Below are 16,246 nucleotides of genomic sequence, written 5' to 3'. Positions count from 1 at the left end.
TGCCGCAGCTACAGCGGCGCGGTCAGCGCGGCGGCGAGCCGATCGAGCCCGGCGGCATCGGCGGGCAGGCCGAACCTGAGCAGATCGTCGGCCCAGTCGAACCTGCGACACCAGATCCGCCGCCTTGCCAGCGCCTCGTGCAACCGGTGCGCCTCGGCGTGCCGCGCGAGCCGGAACAGCGGTGTTCCGCCGACGATGTCGAGTCCGCCGCCGCGCAGCACTTCGTCGAGCCGCGTCGCCTGTTCGCGCAGCTCGTCGCGGGTTTCGATCGTCCACGCTCGATCGCGCAGCGCCGCCGCCCCGATCCGCAGTGCCGGCCCGGAACAGCTCCACGGCCCGAGCGCCAATGCGATCCGCCGCGCAATCGCCTCACCCGCGATGGCGAATCCGAGGCGCACACCGGCAAGGCCGTAGAACTTGCCGAACGAACGCAACACCACGATCGGCATTTCCGGCGTCAACGCCGCAGCGCCGATCGACGGATCGACATCGGCGAACGCTTCGTCGATCACCAGCCAGCCGCCCCGCCGGCGCAGTTGCGCCGCGGCGCGCCGCAAGCTGTCGTGCTCGACGATGCGGCCATCGGGATTGTTCGGATTCACCACCACGACGTGGCGCGCCTGCTCGGGAATGTCGTCGAGCGAGGCGATGCCGACCAGTTCGCGCCCGGCATTGCGCCACGCCAGCGCGTGCTCGGCATAAGTCGGCCCGACGATCGCGACGCCACCGGGCGCGGCCAGTTGCGGCAGCCATTGGATCAGCGCCTGCGTGCCGGCGGCAGCGACGATGCCGGACTCAGCGGGCACCTCGTAGGCAAGGCGCGCGGCATCGCACAGCGCGGTCTCGTCGGCCTGCGACGGCAGACGCTGCCAAGCGTCTGCATCGATGGTCGGGATCGGCCAGGATCGCGGATTGATGCCAGTGGAGAGTTCGAGCCAGTCGGCGGCATCGCCGCCGTGCCGTGCCATCGCTGCTGTGAGATCGCCACCGTGCTTCATCGCCACCTCTTGCCACCATCGCGGCCAAAGCGCGAGAGGCTCGGCGGCGTTTTAGCCGGAATGATGATGCTGTTAGTTGCAAGCCTGACAGGCGTCGCGAGCGCAGCCGCGGCGCCCACGGTGGTATCGATCAACACCTGCACCGATCAGTTGCTGCTGACACTCGCCGATCCCGATCAGATCCTCGGCCTCAGCCCGTATGCACGCGACGCGGCGCGTTCGTTCCTCGCCGCCGAGGCTGCGCGGTATCCGCGGCTGTCGGGCGGCGCCGAAGACGTGCTGATGCTGAAACCGGATTTGGTGGTCGGCGGCAAGTTCACCAAGCGGGCCACACGCGAACTGCTCAAGCAGATGGGCCAGCGCGTCGTCGAATTCGATTCGGTCAAGACGATCGATGATGCCAAGGCGCAGATCCGGCAGATGGCCGATCTGCTCGGCCATCCCGAACGCGCCGCAGCGGCGAACGCCCGTATCGACGCCGCAGTGGCGCGCGCCAGACAAGCCGCGTCGCGGACGCGACTGACCGTGCTGCCGCTGGCGCGGCGCGGCTGGGTGTCGGGCCGCGACAGCCTGATCTCGTCGCTGCTCGACATCGTCGGTCTGCGCAACGCCGCCGGCGGGCTCGGATTCAGAAACGGCGGTTTCACCTCGCTCGAAGCGGTGGTGGCGCTGCGACCGGACTTTCTGCTGATGACGGACGACAGCGATTTCGCCGAGGACGAGGGTCGCGCCTTCGTGCTGCATCCTGCGCTCGAGCACTTCTATCCGCCGTCGAAGCGGATTACCGTGCCGGAGCGGCTGACCGTGTGCGGCGGGCCGATGCTCGCCGACGCACTCGATCGGCTGACCGAAGAACTCACCCGCGTGGAGCGATGACATGCTGTTGGATTCCCACGCGCTGCTGATCGTCGTGGTGGCACTGGTGCTGGACGCGCTGATCGGCGATCCCGACTGGCTGTGGAAGCGGCTCGCGCATCCGGTGGTGCTGCTCGGCACGATGATCGGCTGGCTCGATCGGACGCTCAATCGCGACGACTGGTCGGAGCGGACCAAGAAGATCGCCGGCATCGTCGCGGTGATCTTTCTGATCGCGGTGGCCGGCCTCGTCGGCCTGCTGCTGGAAGCCCCACTGCGGCAATTGCCGGGCGGCTGGATCATCGCAGCGGTGCTGGCCGCGACGCTGATCGCGCAGCGCAGCCTGTACGACCACGTCGCACGCGTGCGCGACGCCTTCGCGTCCGGCGGCCTGACGGAGGCACGCGAGAAGGTGTCGCTGATCGTCGGCCGTGACCCGCAGACGCTGGACGAAGCCGGCGTCTGCCGCGCCGCGATCGAATCCAGTGCCGAGAATTTTTCCGACGGCGTGGTCGCCCCGGTGTTCTGGCTGGCGCTATTCGGGCTGCCGGGCCTTTTGATCTACAAGACGATCAATACCGCCGATTCGATGATCGGCCATCTGACGCCGCTGCACCGTTCGTTCGGCTGGGCCGCAGCGCGGCTCGACGACGTGCTGAATCTGATTCCGGCACGACTGTCGGGCCTGCTGATCGCGCTGGTGGCACCGATCGTCCGCGGCTCGGTCAAGCAAGCGATCACGGTGATGCGGCGCGACGCCGGCAAGCATCGCTCGCCCAATGCCGGCTGGCCGGAATCGGCGATGGCTGCGGCGACCGGCGTCGCGCTCGCCGGCCCGCGCAGCTACGGCGGCAAGATCACCGACGATCCTTATCTCAACGCCGAAGCACGCCGCGAAGCAACGCCCGCCGATATCGGCCGCGCGCTGCGGGTGATGATCGCAGCCTGCGCGCTGCAGGCCGCGATCTACGCGGCGCTGGCGTTGGTGCTCTGACGGCCGCGGGCGATTGCAATCATCCGCTCGACGTCGAGATGCGCTTCGAGATGATCGGCCAGCGCATCGAGCGCAGCTTCGATCTGGGACTCGTAAGCGAGCTGTGAGGCGATGCCGAGACCGGCGAGCCAGGCGCGGCGAAACTCGTCGTTGGTGAACAGGCCGTGCAAATAAGTACCCTGCACTCGGCCGCTGCGTGAGATCGCACCATCGGGCCGGCCGCCGATCGTCACCACCGGCCGCGCGCAGTCCGGTCCCTCGGTGCGGCCGAGATGAATTTCGTAGCCCTCGACCGGTGCGCCGGTCGCCACATGGGTGCCGTGGACCAGCGTGGTCGACTTGTCGCCCCGCATGATGGTGACGGTGTCGAGCAGACCGAGCCCATCGACCGTGCCGGGCGCGCCATCGACGCCGTCGGGATCAGCGATGCTGCGCCCGAGCATCTGATAGCCGCCGCACAGCCCGAGCAGGTGTCCGCCGCGGCGGACATGGGCCGCGATGTCGATGTCCCAACCCTGCGCGCGCATAAACGCGAGATCGCCCAGCGTCGACTTGCTGCCGGGAATGATCACCACATCGGCCTCGGCCGGAATCGGCGTGCCGGGCGGCACGAACACCAGCTTGACGCTGGGCTCCATTCCGAGCGGATCGAGATCGTCGAAATTGGCGATCCGCGCCAGCATCGGCACGGCAATGACGCGCTGTGCGGTCGATGCCTGCGCCCGGTCGAGATCGACCGCGTCCTCGGCAGGAAGCAGCGCGGCAGACGGCAGCCACGGCACCACACCGAGCGACGGCCAGCCGGTCAGCTCGGTGATCGCCGTCAGGCCATGATCGAACAGCCGCACGTCGCCGCGGAATTTGTTGATCAGATAGCCCTGCACCAGCGCCCGCTCGGCATCGTCGAGCACGAGATGCGTGCCGGCCAGACTGGCGATCACGCCGCCGCGCTCGATATCGCCGGCAACCACCACCGGCACGTTCGCGGCTTGCGCAAAGCCCATATTGGCGATGTCGCCGGCACGTAGATTGATCTCGGCCGGCGAGCCGGCGCCTTCAATCAGCACGATGTCGGCCTCGCGTGCGAGCTGTGCGAAGCTGTCGAGGACATGCGGTAGCAGCGCCGCTTTCTTCTCGAGGAAGTGCTGAGCGCCGAGCCGGCCGAAGCGTTTGCCCTGCACGATCACCTGCGCGCCGGTGTCGGTCTCCGGCTTCAGCAGCACCGGGTTCATATGCACGGTCGGCGGCAGCTTCGCGGCGCGCGCCTGCACCGCCTGCGCCCGGCCGATCTCCCCGCCGTCCACCGTCACCGCAGCATTGTTCGACATGTTCTGCGGCTTGAACGGCGTCACCTTCAGCCCCCGCCGCACCAGCGCCCGGCACAGCCCCGCCACCAGCGTCGACTTGCCGGCGTTGGAGCAGGTGCCCTGGATCATGAGGGCGGGGGTGATAGTCATCGCAGCTTTCTCATCACGTGGCCGTCATTCCGGGGCGCGCCGACAGGCGCGAACCCGGAATCTCGAGGAGTTCTGCACTTCTGGATTCCGGGTTCGCCGCTGCGCGGCGCCCCGGAATGACATATTTGGGGCTCTGCCGCCCGCTCAAAACTCCACGCCCTTCTGCGCTTTCACGCCGGAACGGAACGGGTGCTTCACCAGGGTCATGTCGGTCACCAGATCGGCGATTTCGATCAGCGCCGGGTGGGCGTTGCGGCCGGTGATCACGACGTGCTTGTCGGCCGGTTTCTCATCGAGCAGCACCGCGACGATCTCCTCGATCGGCAGATAGTCGTATCGCAGCACGATGTTCAACTCGTCGAGCAGCACCATGCGATGACGATCGTCGCGGATCAATTCTCTGGCCCGCTCCCAACCGGCGCGCGCCGCGGCGATATCGCGCTCACGGTCCTGAGTTTCCCAGGTGAAGCCCTCGCCCATGATGTGCAGCGTCGCGAGCTCCGGAAATTTCGCCAGCAGCTTCGCCTCGCCGGTGTTCCATTTCTCCGACTTGGTGAAGTGAACCACGCCAACCGGCATCCCGTGGCCGATGTGGCGGAACACCATGCCGAGCGCCGCCGAAGTCTTGCCCTTGCCAGTGCCAGTGTGGACGATGATCAGGCCCTTGCTGTCGGTCATACCTGACAGCTTCTTGTCGTGCGCGGCCTTCCGCTTCTTCGCCTTCTCGGCGTGGCGGGCGTTTTCATCGCGGTCGGACAATGGATCGGTCATGCAGCTTCCTTCGGAGTGAGAAATTCGGCGAGCAGATCGGCGGCGCGGTTTGAGCGCGGCATCCACAGCCCGCGCCGGATCGCCTCGTCGAACCGGGCCACGATGTCGCGCAGCGCCGCCGGATTGGCATCCTGCAGAAACTGGCGCACGGCATCGTCTTCGAGATAAGCGGCGAACAGCAAATCGAAATGGCGGTTGCCGACGGCGTCGGTCGAAGCCGCGAAGCCGAACAGATAGTCCACCGTGGCGGCAATCTCGGAGGCGCCCTTGTAGCCGTGGCGCATCACGCCCTGAATCCACTTGGGATTAGCGGCGCGGCCCCGCACCACGCGCGAAATCTCGTGCGCCAGCGTCCGCGGCAGCGGCGCTTCGGGCCGCGACGTGTCGACATGGGCGATCCGAGGCGCCTGTCCACGCAAGGTTTCGACCGTCGCGGCGAGGCCGCCGATGAACTGGTAGTAATCGTCGGAGTCGAGAATATCGTGCTCGCGATTATCCTGCGCCTGCGCGACCAGATCGACCGCCTGCAGCCGCGCCGCGAACGCATCGGTCGCCTCGGCGCCGTCCTGCCCCGCCCCATAGGCGTAGCCGCCCCAGGCGAGGTAAGCGCCAGCGAGATCATCGCGGCTGTCCCAGCCGCCGTCGTCGATCATCGCCTGCAGCCCGGCTCCGTAACTGCCGGGCCTCGCCCCGAACACCCGCGCGCCGGCTTGTCTTTTTGCCAATTCGGGATCGACGCCGCTCCGAACTAATTGTTCGCTGCGGAGGCGGACCTGGGCGGCGATCGGATTGGCGTCATCCGGCTCGTCGAGCGCCGCCACTGCCGCGACCGCGCTGGCGATCAGATCCATCTGCACCGGGAAGGCGTCGCGGAACAGCCCGGAGACGCGGAAGGTGACGTCGACGCGCGGCCGTCGCAGCTCCGACAGCGGCACGATCGCAAAGCCGGTGACGCGGCCGGTGGCGTCCTCCCAAGTCGGCCGTGCGCCGATCAGCGCCAGCGCCTGCGCCACGTCGTCGCCGCCGGTGCGCATATTGGCGGTGCCCCACGCCGACAGCGCGATCGAACGCGGCCACTCGCCGGCTTCCTGCCAATAGGACTCGATCAGCCGCTCGGCGGCGAGCTGGCCGATCCGCCACGCCGACGGCGTCGGCACCGCGCGGACATCGACTGCGAAGAAATTGCGTCCCGTGGGTAGCACGTCGGGACGGCCACGGGTCGGCGCGCCGGACGGCCCCGGCCGAATGAACCGACCGTCGAGCCCGCGGAGCAGCGCGTCGCGCTCTGCACCGCCCGACGCCTCGATCGCCGGGCGGAGCGATGTCGCGATCCATTCGAGCACCGGACCCGCTTGGGGCCAATCGGAGGACGCAGAGTCGCCCGCCACCAGCCGCAACGCGAGCGCTTCGAGGCGCTCGACGGTGTCGCCACTCGTTCGCCACGGCCGATCGCTCAGCGCCGCGAGAGTCGGTGGGCGCGGGCCGGTGTAGGGCGTCACCAGATCGCGGGTCAGCGGATCGAACGCAGCACCGTCCGCATCCGTCAGGCCGAGGTCACGGGCCATCGCGCGATGCAGCGAGGCATCCTGCAGCTTCAGCTCAGAGCGCGGCAGCCGTGCGATCGACACCAGCAGCTCGTCGCATTGCGATGCCTGCGGCGTGCGGCCGAAGACGTGCAGGCCGTCGCGGATCTGCATCTCTTTCAGATCGCACAGATGTGCGTCGATCGCCCGCAGCGCGTCGAGCGTCGCGGTATCGCGGTCGATCGCGACATCTTCGTCGAGACGTGTCGCCCGTGCCAGAGAGATGATGTCCTCGGCGATCGCGTCCGCACGCGTCGGATCGAGATCGGCCGCCATCGCATATTCGTCGACCAGCGCTTCCAGCCGCGCCATCTCGTCGTGCAGCTCGGCGCGGGTCATCGGCGGCGTCAGATGATCGACGATCACCGCGGCGCTGCGCCGCTTGGCCTGGATGCCCTCGCCAGGATCGTTGACGATGAACGGATAGAGATGCGGCAGCGGCCCAAGCAGCGCGGTCGGAAAACAGTCGCGCGACAATCCGGCACTCTTGCCCGGCAGCCATTCGAGATTGCCGTGCTTGCCGAGATGAATCACCGCATCGGCGCCGAATGCCTGCCGCAGCCACAGATAGAACGCCACATAATGATGCGGCGGCGGCAGCTCGGGATCGTGGAAGCTGGATTTCGGATCGATCGCATAGCCACGCGCCGGCTGCACGCCGACCAGAATATTGCCGAAGCGATGCAGGGCGAGACGGAAGGCCCCATTTGCGACATGCGGATCCTGGTCCGGCGCGCCCCACCGCGTAGTCACCGCCTCGCGCACTGCCTGCGGCAGCTCAGCGAACGCCGCCGCGTAGTCCGCCACCGGCCAGTTCACGCCGCCGTCGCGATCAGCGCGGCCTTTCAGTTCGTTGGTCGGGCCGCGCTGCAACCACTCCATCAGCGCCGCGGTGTCGGACGGCAACTCGCCGGCGGCGTAGCCTTCGGACCGCAGCGTCACCAGCAGATCCTGCAGCGATTGCGGCGTGTCGAGGCCAACACCGTTACCGAGCCGGCCGTCGCGATTCGGATAGTTGGCGAGCACGATGGCGATGCGGCGCTGATCACGCGGCTGATGCCGCAGCCGCACCCAGGCCTGCGCCAGATCCGCGACCGCATCGATCCGGTCCTGCAGCGGCTGGTACACGGTGGGAGCGAATTCGGCATCGCCGCCGCGCTGCTTGAACGCTACGGCTCCGGCGAAGACTCGGCCATCGACCTCCGGCAGCACGACGTGCATGGCGAGGTCGCGCGGATTGAGACCGCGGCCGGATTGCTCCCAATGCTCGCGCGTCACCCCTGCCTGCGCCACCTGCAGGATCGGACAATCGGCAGACGCCAGCACGCCGGATTCGTCGGTCGCGGTGGCGGTCGCGAACGCCGTGGCATTGACGATGACCTCCGGCGGCGTCGCCGCCAGCACGCTGCGCAGGAACGCGATCGAGCGCGCATCCTTCAGGCTGGTGACGAAGATGCAAACGGGATCGAGCCCGCGCGCGGCCAGCGTATCGCGTAGCGCCGCGATCGCCGCGGTATCGCCGCTCGCCGCCAGGGCACGATAGAAGATCACCAGCGCGCGCCTTCCTTGCGAGGACCGCGGCTCGGCCGGCCAAAATCCGGCAGCCGGCATCGGCCGTGGCGGCGGCGGGCAATCGTCGCGCAGGATCATCCAGGCGGCATAGCGCAGCGCCAGGCTGATGTTGTCTGCACCGCCCTCGCTGCAGTAGCGCCACAGCGCACGAGCATCGTCGAGATCGGCCGTGCCCCGCGCGGCAAGCTCCGCGTTCCACTCCATTTCGCCCGGAATGCACACGAACTGCGCGCCACGCGCCAGCGCATCGCGCCGCAGACTGTCGACGCCGTGCGGCCAATAGGCCTCGCCGCCGAGCATCCGCAGTATCACCAGCTTGGCTTTTGACAGCGTGCGTTCGACATACAGATCGACCGAGGCCGGATGGCCGAGCGCGAGAAAATTGGTGAGCTGGAGGGTCGGATAGTCGTCCGGCATCCCGGCCCGCGCCGCGCCGAACGCGGCGAGATCGCTATCGGCCGCCGACAGCACCACGATGTCGGCCGTCGCCTGACCAAGATCGCGCGCGACATCGCCGTCGTCGATGCTGACGCTGGTATCGAGCTTCAGGTGCATCTGGAGCACCGTTGCTGTGCGACCACCCTCTCTACGTCATTGCGAGCGAAGCGAAGCAATCCAGACTCGGGGCCGATGCCCCTGGATTGCTTCGTCGCTTCGCTCCTCGCAATGACGGGGAGAGGCATATGAATTACCCCGCCAGCGCGCGCCGGGCGGCATCGGCGTCGAAGCCCTTGAGGCCGATCACCACCAGATGATCGGGGCGCTCGGCGTCGGGTCGGGCGAAGGCGAGATCGATGCGCGAGCCGACCGCCTGCACCACCACCGGCGCCGGCTTTCCGGCGACGCGGGCGTGGCCCTTGACGCGGAGCACGCCGTCGAGCCCGAGCGCATCGCCGACGCGCGCCTTCATCGCGTCGAGCGTCTCCGCCGGCTGCGGGGTGATCACCAGCGAATCGAAATCATCGTGATCGTGCTCCTCGCCTTCGGCGTGATGGCCGGCGCGGGACGCAAGATCGTTCTCGGCTTCGGCATCGAGCCCGATCAGCACCGAGGGCGCCAATGTGCCGTGCGAGCGCACGATGCGGACGTTCGGCCGTATCCGGCTCGCCAGCTTGGTTTCGAGCGCAGCGAGCTGGTCGGGCGCGACCAGATCGCTCTTCGACAACACCACCAGATCGGCGCAGGCGAGCTGGTCCTCGAACACTTCCTCGATCGGATCGTCGTGCGTGGCGTCGCGCTGCGCCTTCACCGCATCGTCGTCGAGCGGCACCCGGCCTTCACTCAGCGCCAGCGCATCCACCACGGTGACGACACCGTCGGCGGTGGCGCGGGTCTTCACCGCCGGCCAGGCGAACGCCTTCAGCAGCGGCTGCGGCAACGCCAGCCCGGAGGTCTCGATCACGATCGCATCGAGCGGCGTGTCGCGATTCAACAGCTTTTCCATCGTCGGGATGAAGTCGTCGGCGACGGTGCAACAGATACAGCCATTGGTGAGTTCGACGATGTCGCCGGGCGCACACACCGACGCGCCGCAATCCTCGACCAGCGCGCCGTCGAAACCGGCATCGCCAAATTCATTGACGATCACCGCGATGCGGCGGCCGCCCGACTGATTGAGCAGCGCGCGTAGCAGCGTCGTCTTGCCGGCGCCGAGAAACCCGGTGAGTACCGTGACGGGAACGCGGACGGTCATGAACTACTCTCCTGTTTGGCGTTTCAGCCACAGCGGCAGGCCGGCGGCGATGAAGACGACGTTGGGCACGGCGGCGGCGACGGTCTGATTGAGGCGGCCTTGAGCGTCGCGGAACGCGCGGCCGAGCGGCGTCTCCGGCACCAGCCCGAGGCCGACTTCATTGGAGACGAGCACGATCGGACCCGCGGCGACGCCGAGATAGCGCGCCAGCCGCTTGGCCTCGACCTCGGGATCGCGGCCGGCTTCCATCAGGTTGAACAGCCACAGCGTCAGGCAATCGACCAGCACCGCTCGGCCACGGCCAGCGTGCTGGGTCAGCGCATCGACCAGCCCGAGCGGCTCCTCGATCGTGGTCCAGCCATCGCCGCGGCGGGCGCGGTGATGCGCGATCCGGTCGGACATTTCGTCGTCGCTGGCAGTGGCGGTGGCGAGATAGATCTTGGCGAGACCGCTGCCCGTGACCAGCCGTTCGCCGAACACCGATTTGCCGGAGCGAGCGCCGCCGAGCACGAGGGTGGAGATCAGCGCACTCATGCCGGCGCCCGCCCATCGTCCGGGGACCATTGCGGCGGCGGCAGACGGACGAGCGTGCCCTTGCGCAACACCTCCGGGCGCTGTCGCCACGGCACCAGGCCGTAGTCACTGTCCTGATAGGAGGCCACGAACGTCGCAACCGCGTCGGCGCCGCCGGCGCCGTCGAGATCGCCGAACACGAAGGTGTAGCCGCCCTCGCTCGACACCGCGACGGTGGCGGCGCGCTTGCACGCGGACAGGCACTGCACGGCGCGCACCTGTACGCCTGCGGAACCCGCCAGCGCGGCACGCACCGCCTCCAGCATCGGCGCACCGACCACAGTACCGTTGGTCGTTTTGCAGGTGGTGCAGACGCTGACCATCACCGGCACGCCGGGCAGGCTGCGCGACAGATCGGCGCTCAGGTCGGCGGCTGGTTCGGAATCCATCGGGCTCGAATCGTTGCGTCAGCTTTCGAGCTTTGTCGGAACGCGCGGGATAGACCTTTGGTCTGCCGCACTGCTTCCGTCCGGTGCACCCCGCCCCGACGACGCCTTCAAAGCACAATACGTGATGGCAGGTCTCCTGGCTCGCGAGTCGTTGCCATTCGCCGCCTTCCCAGGAATTCCCAGTGGCCTCGGCGATGGCTCGTCGCTTACAGTTGCGGGGGCAGCTCCGGGATCGAGACGCAATGCGCCTCCCACCGGCTTCCCTTTTCACCTTCCTGACGGAAGGACCATCGCGGCGCACGCTATCTGCGACCGTGTTGCGGGTCAACAACGCGAAGGTGGTGTTGACCCGGCCAGCGCGATTACGTCAGTTGCGCGCCTTCGAAACCAAAGGATCGTTCGATGCCGACCGACACCCTCGTCACCTGGCAGCCTCCCTCGATCACACCGGTCGACGCATCGCTGAAAGCAGCCTTACGGGCGCGGGTGGACGGCAAGGCCAAACCGCTCGGCTCGCTCGGGCGAATCGAAGATCTCGCGATCGAGCTCGCCATGATGCGGCATCCCGAACCGCCGCGCGCCGACAACGCGGTGCTGATGGTGTTCGCCGGCGATCACGGCCTCACCGCAGAAGGCGTGTCGCAATATCCATCGGCCGTGACGGTCGCGATGGTGATGACCTATCTGGCCGGCAAGGCCACCGCCAATGCGTTCGCCGCAGCCAATCATGTCGATGTCCGGGTGATCGACGCCGGCGTCGCCGCCGAGCTGCCGAAACACCCCGATCTGATCGACGCCAAGGTGCGGATGGGGACCGCAAATGCGGCGCGCGAGCCGGCGATGAGCCTCGCCGAGGCCTGCCAGGCGCTCGACCGCGGCGCCGAACTGGCGCGCGCCGAGATCGCCGCGGGGGCGGATGTGATCGCACTCGGCGAGATGGGAATCGGCAACACGGCTTCGTCGTCGCTGCTGCTGCATCGGCTCGGCCCGGCGCCGCTCGACCAGAGCATCGGCATTGGTGCCGGCCAGGATGCCGACGGCATGGCCCGAAAAAAGGCGGCGATCGAAAAAGCCGCGCAGCGCAGTGCCGCCACCGCACCGCTCGAGGTGCTGGCCGAATTCGGCGGGCTGGAGATCGCCATGATGGCCGGCGCGGTGCTCGGCACCGCCGCGCAGCGCCGCCCAGTGATCATCGACGGCTTCATCGCCACCGCCGCGGCGCTAGTCGCCGTGCGACTATCGCCGGAAGCACGGGACTATTGCGTGTTCGCCCACCGCTCCGCCGAACGCGGCCACGATCTTGCGCTGCAGGCGATGGAGGCCGTGCCGCTGCTCGATCTGCGGCTGCGGCTCGGCGAAGGCACCGGCGCAATCCTCGCAGTGCCGCTGCTGCGCTCCGCCGGTCGGCTGCTCACCGATGTCGCCGATCTCGCAGACGTATTGGCAGGCAAGCTATGAGCACGACGCTGAACAAATTGGTGGCGATGACCGATCCGGCCGAGATCGCCGCCGCCAATGCCAATCCGCCGGTGTTCGACGAAGCGTTTCGCGACAAGTTCGCCGAACTGATCGCGTGGCGCCGCGACGTCCGCCGCTTCAAGACCGATCCGGTCGCGCCGGAGCTGATCGAGCAACTGCTCGATCTGGCGCAACTCGCGCCCTCGGTCGGCAACAGCCAGCCGTGGCGCTGGATCAGTATCGACAGCGCCGAGACGCGCGCGCAGATTCGAGCCAACTTCCTGCGCTGCAACGAGGTCGCGGCGAGCGCGTATCAGGGCGAGCGCGCGGCGCTGTACGCCAAGCTCAAGCTCGAAGGCATCGACGTGGCGCCGCGGCAGTTCGCGCTGTTCTGCGATCGCACCACCGCGCAGGGCCTCGGCGTCGGACGCCAGACCATGCCCGAGGCGCTCGATTACTCCGTCGTGGCGATGATCGAAACGTTCTGGCTCGCCGCCCGCTCGCTCGGGCTCGGCGTCGGCTGGGTGTCGATCCTCGATCCGCAGGCGATCACCGCCGATCTCGACGTGCCGCCGAACTGGAAGTTCATCGCCTATCTGTGCGTCGGCTGGCCGGTCGAGCATCACGTCGATCCGGAACTGGTAAGACACCATTGGCAGGACCGCACAGCGGCCGGCCGCATCGTGATGTCACGCTGAATCGCTCGATCAGCGTGCGCGAGCGCACTAACAGCGCGCGCCGTTTCCGGATTATTAAGGCAAGATCGCGGCGATCGCCGCAATTTGCAAGAAATCGTCACATTCGCAGGTCAGGACTCCGTCCGCGTTTCCGATAATGGAGGACCGGACATGCGAACGACCAGCTCTTGGACGACTGCTGTGTTTGCCGGCGCGCTGATCGCGTCGAGCCTCTCTGCCGCGCCCGCACTGGCGCGAGGCCAGCAGGACCAGCGCAATGCCAGCGAGACCGCATCAAGCTCGGGATGCACCTCGTATGAGCGCGCTCCCGACGGCTCATGGCGGCCGATTCCCTGCGTATCAGCCGGCGCGGCGTCGATGCCGGCGCGGCGTTCGCCGCAGAGCGCCGAAGCCAGCAACTAATCGCCGCGACAGCGCCAACGGCGGCACGCTTCGGCCGGCTCCGCGAATGATGGCCGGGCTGAATCCGGCCATCATCCGCAACGGACGGTGCGCGGCGTCTCGGACGGTCTGTCCGGACTCAGTGTCCGAACAGGCCGGTGATCGTCGCCTTCGCCAGCGTGTGGAAGTTGAGATCGAAGCCGACCAGCGCCGGCATCGCCGTCGCGCCGGCGTTCGGCAGCTTCTCAACGTCCACCGCAAACACGGTGATCTGATAGCGATGCGGCTTGTCGCCCGGCGGCGGGCACGGGCCGCCATAGCCGGCCACGCCGAAATCGGTCAGGCCCTGGATCGTGCCGTCCGGCATCAACCCCTTGGCGACATCGCCGGCGCCCTTCGGCAACGACGTGGTGGTGGCGGGAATATTGAACACCACCCAATGCCACCAGCCGCTGCCGGTCGGCGCATCGGGATCGTACATCGTCACCGCGAAGCTCTTGGTGCCGGCCGGCGCATCGCTCCAGCTCAAAGCCGGCGAGACGTTGGCGCCGGTGCAGCCGAAGCTATTGAACAATTGCTCGTGCGCGATGGTGGCGCCTTCGGCGATGTCGGGACTGGTGAGCTTCATGGCCTGCACTCCTGCCGCATGCGTGCGCCACGCGCGGCAGACGGCTGGCGCGCAACGCACGTCATCGGGTCGCTGATGTCGTGGTCCCCGCCGGGCGGCGAGGCGGCCGGATGCTAGCAAGCCGGACGGAGAGACGGAAGCGGCGCAGCCGCCGCACGCGCGCAATAGGCCCGCTGGGTCACTCGGACTTCGCGGCCGGCGCCTTGCGGGACGACCGCAGCAGCAGCGGGAAGCCGGAGAAGAAGGTGTCGGAATCGATCAACACCGGAATGCCGAGCCATTCCGAGACCGTGCGCGGCCCACTGCGCAGCTCCTCGCGCCGCGCTGGAAGAGGAGCGGGCGCGGGCGAAGCCGCGGGCGCCACCGGAGGGGCGATGGGCCGTGCAGATTCGCGCGCCGGCTGAACCTCGGCCTTGGCTGGCGGCGCGGGAGGCGCTGGGGCAGTCGTCGCCTGCTTGCCGCTGTGGCGATCGAGAATGGCGGTTGCGGCGAGCGCCGAGCCGAATGGCGGCTCGACGCGCACGGCCGCGCCACCGCGGCGGTCGGACGCCTCGATCAGCTCGACCCGTTGAAAGCCGCGCTGCTTCAGCTCGGCGATTGCGGCTTTGGCCTGTGCGGCGCTATCGAAAGTGCGGGTAATTTGCGTCATGTCTCGCCTGCCTTAGAGGAATCCCCGTCGGCGTGCAAACGGCGGCACACCCGCAATCGTTCCGCGCGGGAACGAGGGCGGGGGGAGGGGCGCAGGCCCGGCGACGCTAGGCGCAGACGTCCGGCATGCAGCAGCCGCCACAGCCGCCCTTGCCGTCGCACATCGGCGCTTCCGGCCCGCCCTTGGCGGGCTTGGCGATCAGCGACAATTGCTGCTCGAGGCTGGTGCTCTCGCAGGCCGGACACACCGCGGTGTCACCGGAGAACAGCAGCGTCTCGAACTGGTGACCGCATTTGTTGCAGACGAAGCCGTAAATCGGCATGACGGATCTTCCGAAGCTGACTGGGAACGGCTTGCGCCTAGCAAACAAAGAGCGCGGCCCGCAACGCGGCGGATCAAATTCGCCGGAGGAACGACGCGATGGATCAGGGCGAAGCCTGCGTGGTGATGGTGACCGCACCGAGCAAGGACGAGGCAGAACGCTTGGCAGTCGCAACACTCGAGGCCCGGCTCGCCGCCTGCGTCCAGATCCAGGCCATCACCAGCCATTATTGGTGGGACGGCAAGATCACCAGCGATGCCGAGCAGTTGATGTTGTTCAAGACCGTGACGGAGAAATTCGCGTCGCTGCGCGACCTGATTACCTCGCTGCACTCCTACGACACGCCGGAGATCATCCAGCTTCCGGTGACCGCGGGTGCCGAGAAATATCTCGGCTGGATCAGGCGCGAGACCGGGGCGTAGAATCGCCCCGCAACCACACCGGCGCCGCGTCGTCTCCAGCGAGCGCCGTGCGGACTGTACGGGCAGCGACGCGCGACGGCCAACGCAGCAGATGGCTGCGGCAGTGAGCGCAATCAGTGGCGCCGAAGCCTTCGATCGGCACCGGCAGAAATCCGAGCCGCGCGACCAGCTCGCATTCGTCGCCGCCCGCAATCGCCCAGGCGCCCAGCACCTCGCCGGCCGTCGTCAACTGATCGACGTGCCAGCGGATCGTTTTGTCCTTGCGGAAATGCCGACCGAGCCGAGCCGGCAGGCCGCCTGGCCCATAGGCCGAGCCACAATACAGGTAGCGCCCCGGCCGAAGTAACGGCGACGCGGCGGCGCCGAGCCGGATCGCGAGCGGCGCGGCGATGGCGATCGCCACCACATAGGCGCCGGGACCTGACGGGCAGGCAGGATGCGGTGCGGAGGTCATCACGACCGGTGTGCGTCCGCCGTCTCCAGCCGGTCAAGCCCGCAGACGACGTCGCCGGCTAGTGCTTGGTCGGGACCTGGCTGAGCAGCATGCGCTTCAGCTTGGCGCGCGCGTGCATCTCGGTGGCGGACTGCATCACCAGCCCCTTGGGCGCATCGCTGAGAGCTTCGGCCTGCGCCCATTCGGCGGCGGCGAGCCATTCCAACTCGTCGGGCGACAGATTGCGGAAGGGAGCTGGGTCGGCGACCTTCATGGCGGTTTCCTCATGGTGCGATCCGGACAGCGGCAGCGCCGATCGCTTGTTGTTCTTTGAGCAAGCTTAAGCCGGCTGCGGACCGACAGCAATCGC

The 16,246-nt window shown here is 67.9% G+C and carries 17 protein-coding genes and 1 riboswitch; of the genes, 5 read left to right on the top strand and 12 right to left on the bottom strand.

Annotated elements, in window-relative coordinates:
- Positions 1–8 precede the first annotated feature (8 nt).
- Positions 9–998, bottom strand: a complete 990-nt coding sequence (gene cobD, locus M9H71_RS03210) for a threonine-phosphate decarboxylase CobD (RefSeq protein ID WP_455403655.1) — start codon at positions 996–998, stop codon at positions 9–11.
- A 63-nt stretch (positions 999–1,061) separates the two neighbouring features.
- Between cobD and M9H71_RS03205 the strand changes: the two genes are divergently transcribed.
- Both M9H71_RS03205 and cbiB read left to right on the top strand, forming a co-directional pair.
- Positions 1,062–1,874 (top strand): ABC transporter substrate-binding protein, encoded by an 813-nt coding sequence (locus M9H71_RS03205; RefSeq protein WP_455403654.1) that lies wholly within the window; start codon positions 1,062–1,064, stop codon positions 1,872–1,874.
- A gap of 1 nt (position 1,875) precedes the next feature.
- Entirely contained in the window at positions 1,876–2,847 is a 972-nt protein-coding gene (cbiB, locus tag M9H71_RS03200) for an adenosylcobinamide-phosphate synthase CbiB (RefSeq protein ID WP_455403653.1), read from the top strand.
- Here cbiB and M9H71_RS03195 read toward each other — a convergent pair.
- The 6 genes from M9H71_RS03195 to M9H71_RS03170 all read right to left on the bottom strand — a co-directional run bounded on the left by M9H71_RS03195 (position 2,820) and on the right by M9H71_RS03170 (position 10,885).
- Positions 2,820–4,304, bottom strand: a complete 1,485-nt coding sequence (locus M9H71_RS03195) for a cobyric acid synthase (RefSeq protein ID WP_455403652.1) — start codon at positions 4,302–4,304, stop codon at positions 2,820–2,822. The genes cbiB and M9H71_RS03195 overlap by 28 nt on opposite strands.
- 144 nt (positions 4,305–4,448) lie before the next feature.
- Positions 4,449–5,075, bottom strand: coding sequence for a cob(I)yrinic acid a,c-diamide adenosyltransferase (gene cobO / locus M9H71_RS03190; RefSeq protein ID WP_455403651.1), 627 nt, complete (start codon positions 5,073–5,075; stop codon positions 4,449–4,451).
- Complete coding sequence (gene cobN, locus M9H71_RS03185) at positions 5,072–8,785, bottom strand: cobaltochelatase subunit CobN (protein ID WP_455403650.1); 3,714 nt, start codon at positions 8,783–8,785, stop codon at positions 5,072–5,074. Before cobN ends, cobO begins: the two co-directional genes overlap by 4 nt.
- Positions 8,786–8,918: 133 nt before the next feature.
- Complete coding sequence (gene cobW / locus M9H71_RS03180) at positions 8,919–9,923, bottom strand: cobalamin biosynthesis protein CobW (protein ID WP_455403649.1); 1,005 nt, start codon at positions 9,921–9,923, stop codon at positions 8,919–8,921.
- A 3-nt stretch (positions 9,924–9,926) separates the two neighbouring features.
- Entirely contained in the window at positions 9,927–10,457 is a 531-nt protein-coding gene (gene cobU / locus M9H71_RS03175) for a bifunctional adenosylcobinamide kinase/adenosylcobinamide-phosphate guanylyltransferase (protein ID WP_455403648.1), read from the bottom strand.
- Positions 10,454–10,885, bottom strand: coding sequence for a DUF1636 domain-containing protein (locus M9H71_RS03170; protein ID WP_455403647.1), 432 nt, complete (start codon positions 10,883–10,885; stop codon positions 10,454–10,456). Before M9H71_RS03170 ends, cobU begins: the two co-directional genes overlap by 4 nt.
- Positions 10,886–10,994: 109 nt before the next feature.
- A riboswitch (cobalamin riboswitch) is annotated at positions 10,995–11,192 on the bottom strand.
- 95 nt (positions 11,193–11,287) lie between these two features.
- Between M9H71_RS03170 and cobT the strand changes: the two genes are divergently transcribed.
- Positions 11,288–12,343 (top strand): nicotinate-nucleotide--dimethylbenzimidazole phosphoribosyltransferase, encoded by a 1,056-nt coding sequence (gene cobT / locus M9H71_RS03165; protein WP_455403646.1) that lies wholly within the window; start codon positions 11,288–11,290, stop codon positions 12,341–12,343.
- A complete protein-coding gene (bluB, locus tag M9H71_RS03160; protein WP_455403645.1) occupies positions 12,340–13,041 on the top strand; it encodes a 5,6-dimethylbenzimidazole synthase in 702 nt (233 codons plus the stop codon). The genes cobT and bluB overlap by 4 nt, the downstream gene beginning before the upstream one ends.
- A 520-nt stretch (positions 13,042–13,561) precedes the next feature.
- On the opposite strand, the gene M9H71_RS03155 is transcribed toward bluB, so the two are convergent.
- The 3 genes from M9H71_RS03155 to M9H71_RS03145 form a co-directional block, all read right to left on the bottom strand.
- On the bottom strand, positions 13,562–14,050 hold the full coding sequence (locus tag M9H71_RS03155; protein WP_230759601.1) for a YbhB/YbcL family Raf kinase inhibitor-like protein: 489 nt from the start codon (positions 14,048–14,050) through the stop codon (positions 13,562–13,564).
- A gap of 178 nt (positions 14,051–14,228) precedes the next feature.
- Complete coding sequence (locus M9H71_RS03150) at positions 14,229–14,699, bottom strand: hypothetical protein (protein ID WP_455403644.1); 471 nt, start codon at positions 14,697–14,699, stop codon at positions 14,229–14,231.
- 106 nt (positions 14,700–14,805) lie between these two features.
- Positions 14,806–15,021, bottom strand: a complete 216-nt coding sequence (locus tag M9H71_RS03145; RefSeq protein ID WP_164603847.1) for an FmdB family zinc ribbon protein — start codon at positions 15,019–15,021, stop codon at positions 14,806–14,808.
- 98 nt (positions 15,022–15,119) lie between these two features.
- Here M9H71_RS03145 and cutA point away from each other — a divergent pair, with 98 nt between their 5' ends.
- The gene (gene cutA, locus M9H71_RS03140; protein WP_455403643.1) at positions 15,120–15,443 is read left to right on the top strand and encodes a divalent-cation tolerance protein CutA; all 324 of its coding nucleotides are present in this window, start codon (positions 15,120–15,122) and stop codon (positions 15,441–15,443) included.
- Here cutA and M9H71_RS03135 read toward each other — a convergent pair.
- The gene (locus M9H71_RS03135) at positions 15,421–15,897 is read right to left on the bottom strand and encodes a GIY-YIG nuclease family protein (protein ID WP_455403642.1); all 477 of its coding nucleotides are present in this window, start codon (positions 15,895–15,897) and stop codon (positions 15,421–15,423) included. The genes cutA and M9H71_RS03135 overlap by 23 nt on opposite strands.
- A gap of 58 nt (positions 15,898–15,955) precedes the next feature.
- Positions 15,956–16,150, bottom strand: a complete 195-nt coding sequence (locus M9H71_RS03130; RefSeq protein WP_346296360.1) for a hypothetical protein — start codon at positions 16,148–16,150, stop codon at positions 15,956–15,958.
- Positions 16,151–16,246: the final 96 nt, after the last annotated feature.

Source organism: Rhodopseudomonas parapalustris (genome assembly GCF_053772255.1).
The sequence above is the reverse complement of the archived record's forward strand: the minus strand, read 5'-3'. Positions and strand labels throughout refer to the sequence as shown.

Excerpts from the sequence above, each read along its gene's own strand:
- cobD (WP_455403655.1), bottom strand. The coding sequence starts at position 998 with ATGAAGCACGGTGGCGATCTCACAGCAGCGATGGCACGGCACGGCGGC.
- M9H71_RS03205 (WP_455403654.1), top strand. The coding sequence starts at position 1,062 with ATGATGCTGTTAGTTGCAAGCCTGACAGGCGTCGCGAGCGCAGCCGCG.
- cbiB (WP_455403653.1), top strand. The coding sequence starts at position 1,876 with ATGCTGTTGGATTCCCACGCGCTGCTGATCGTCGTGGTGGCACTGGTG.
- M9H71_RS03195 (WP_455403652.1), bottom strand. The coding sequence starts at position 4,304 with ATGACTATCACCCCCGCCCTCATGATCCAGGGCACCTGCTCCAACGCC.
- cobO (WP_455403651.1), bottom strand. The coding sequence starts at position 5,075 with ATGACCGATCCATTGTCCGACCGCGATGAAAACGCCCGCCACGCCGAG.
- cobN (WP_455403650.1), bottom strand. The coding sequence starts at position 8,785 with ATGCACCTGAAGCTCGATACCAGCGTCAGCATCGACGACGGCGATGTC.
- cobW (WP_455403649.1), bottom strand. The coding sequence starts at position 9,923 with ATGACCGTCCGCGTTCCCGTCACGGTACTCACCGGGTTTCTCGGCGCC.
- cobU (WP_455403648.1), bottom strand. The coding sequence starts at position 10,457 with ATGAGTGCGCTGATCTCCACCCTCGTGCTCGGCGGCGCTCGCTCCGGC.
- M9H71_RS03170 (WP_455403647.1), bottom strand. The coding sequence starts at position 10,885 with ATGGATTCCGAACCAGCCGCCGACCTGAGCGCCGATCTGTCGCGCAGC.
- cobT (WP_455403646.1), top strand. The coding sequence starts at position 11,288 with ATGCCGACCGACACCCTCGTCACCTGGCAGCCTCCCTCGATCACACCG.
- bluB (WP_455403645.1), top strand. The coding sequence starts at position 12,340 with ATGAGCACGACGCTGAACAAATTGGTGGCGATGACCGATCCGGCCGAG.
- M9H71_RS03155 (WP_230759601.1), bottom strand. The coding sequence starts at position 14,050 with ATGAAGCTCACCAGTCCCGACATCGCCGAAGGCGCCACCATCGCGCAC.
- M9H71_RS03150 (WP_455403644.1), bottom strand. The coding sequence starts at position 14,699 with ATGACGCAAATTACCCGCACTTTCGATAGCGCCGCACAGGCCAAAGCC.
- M9H71_RS03145 (WP_164603847.1), bottom strand. The coding sequence starts at position 15,021 with ATGCCGATTTACGGCTTCGTCTGCAACAAATGCGGTCACCAGTTCGAG.
- cutA (WP_455403643.1), top strand. The coding sequence starts at position 15,120 with ATGGATCAGGGCGAAGCCTGCGTGGTGATGGTGACCGCACCGAGCAAG.
- M9H71_RS03135 (WP_455403642.1), bottom strand. The coding sequence starts at position 15,897 with ATGACCTCCGCACCGCATCCTGCCTGCCCGTCAGGTCCCGGCGCCTAT.
- M9H71_RS03130 (WP_346296360.1), bottom strand. The coding sequence starts at position 16,150 with ATGAAGGTCGCCGACCCAGCTCCCTTCCGCAATCTGTCGCCCGACGAG.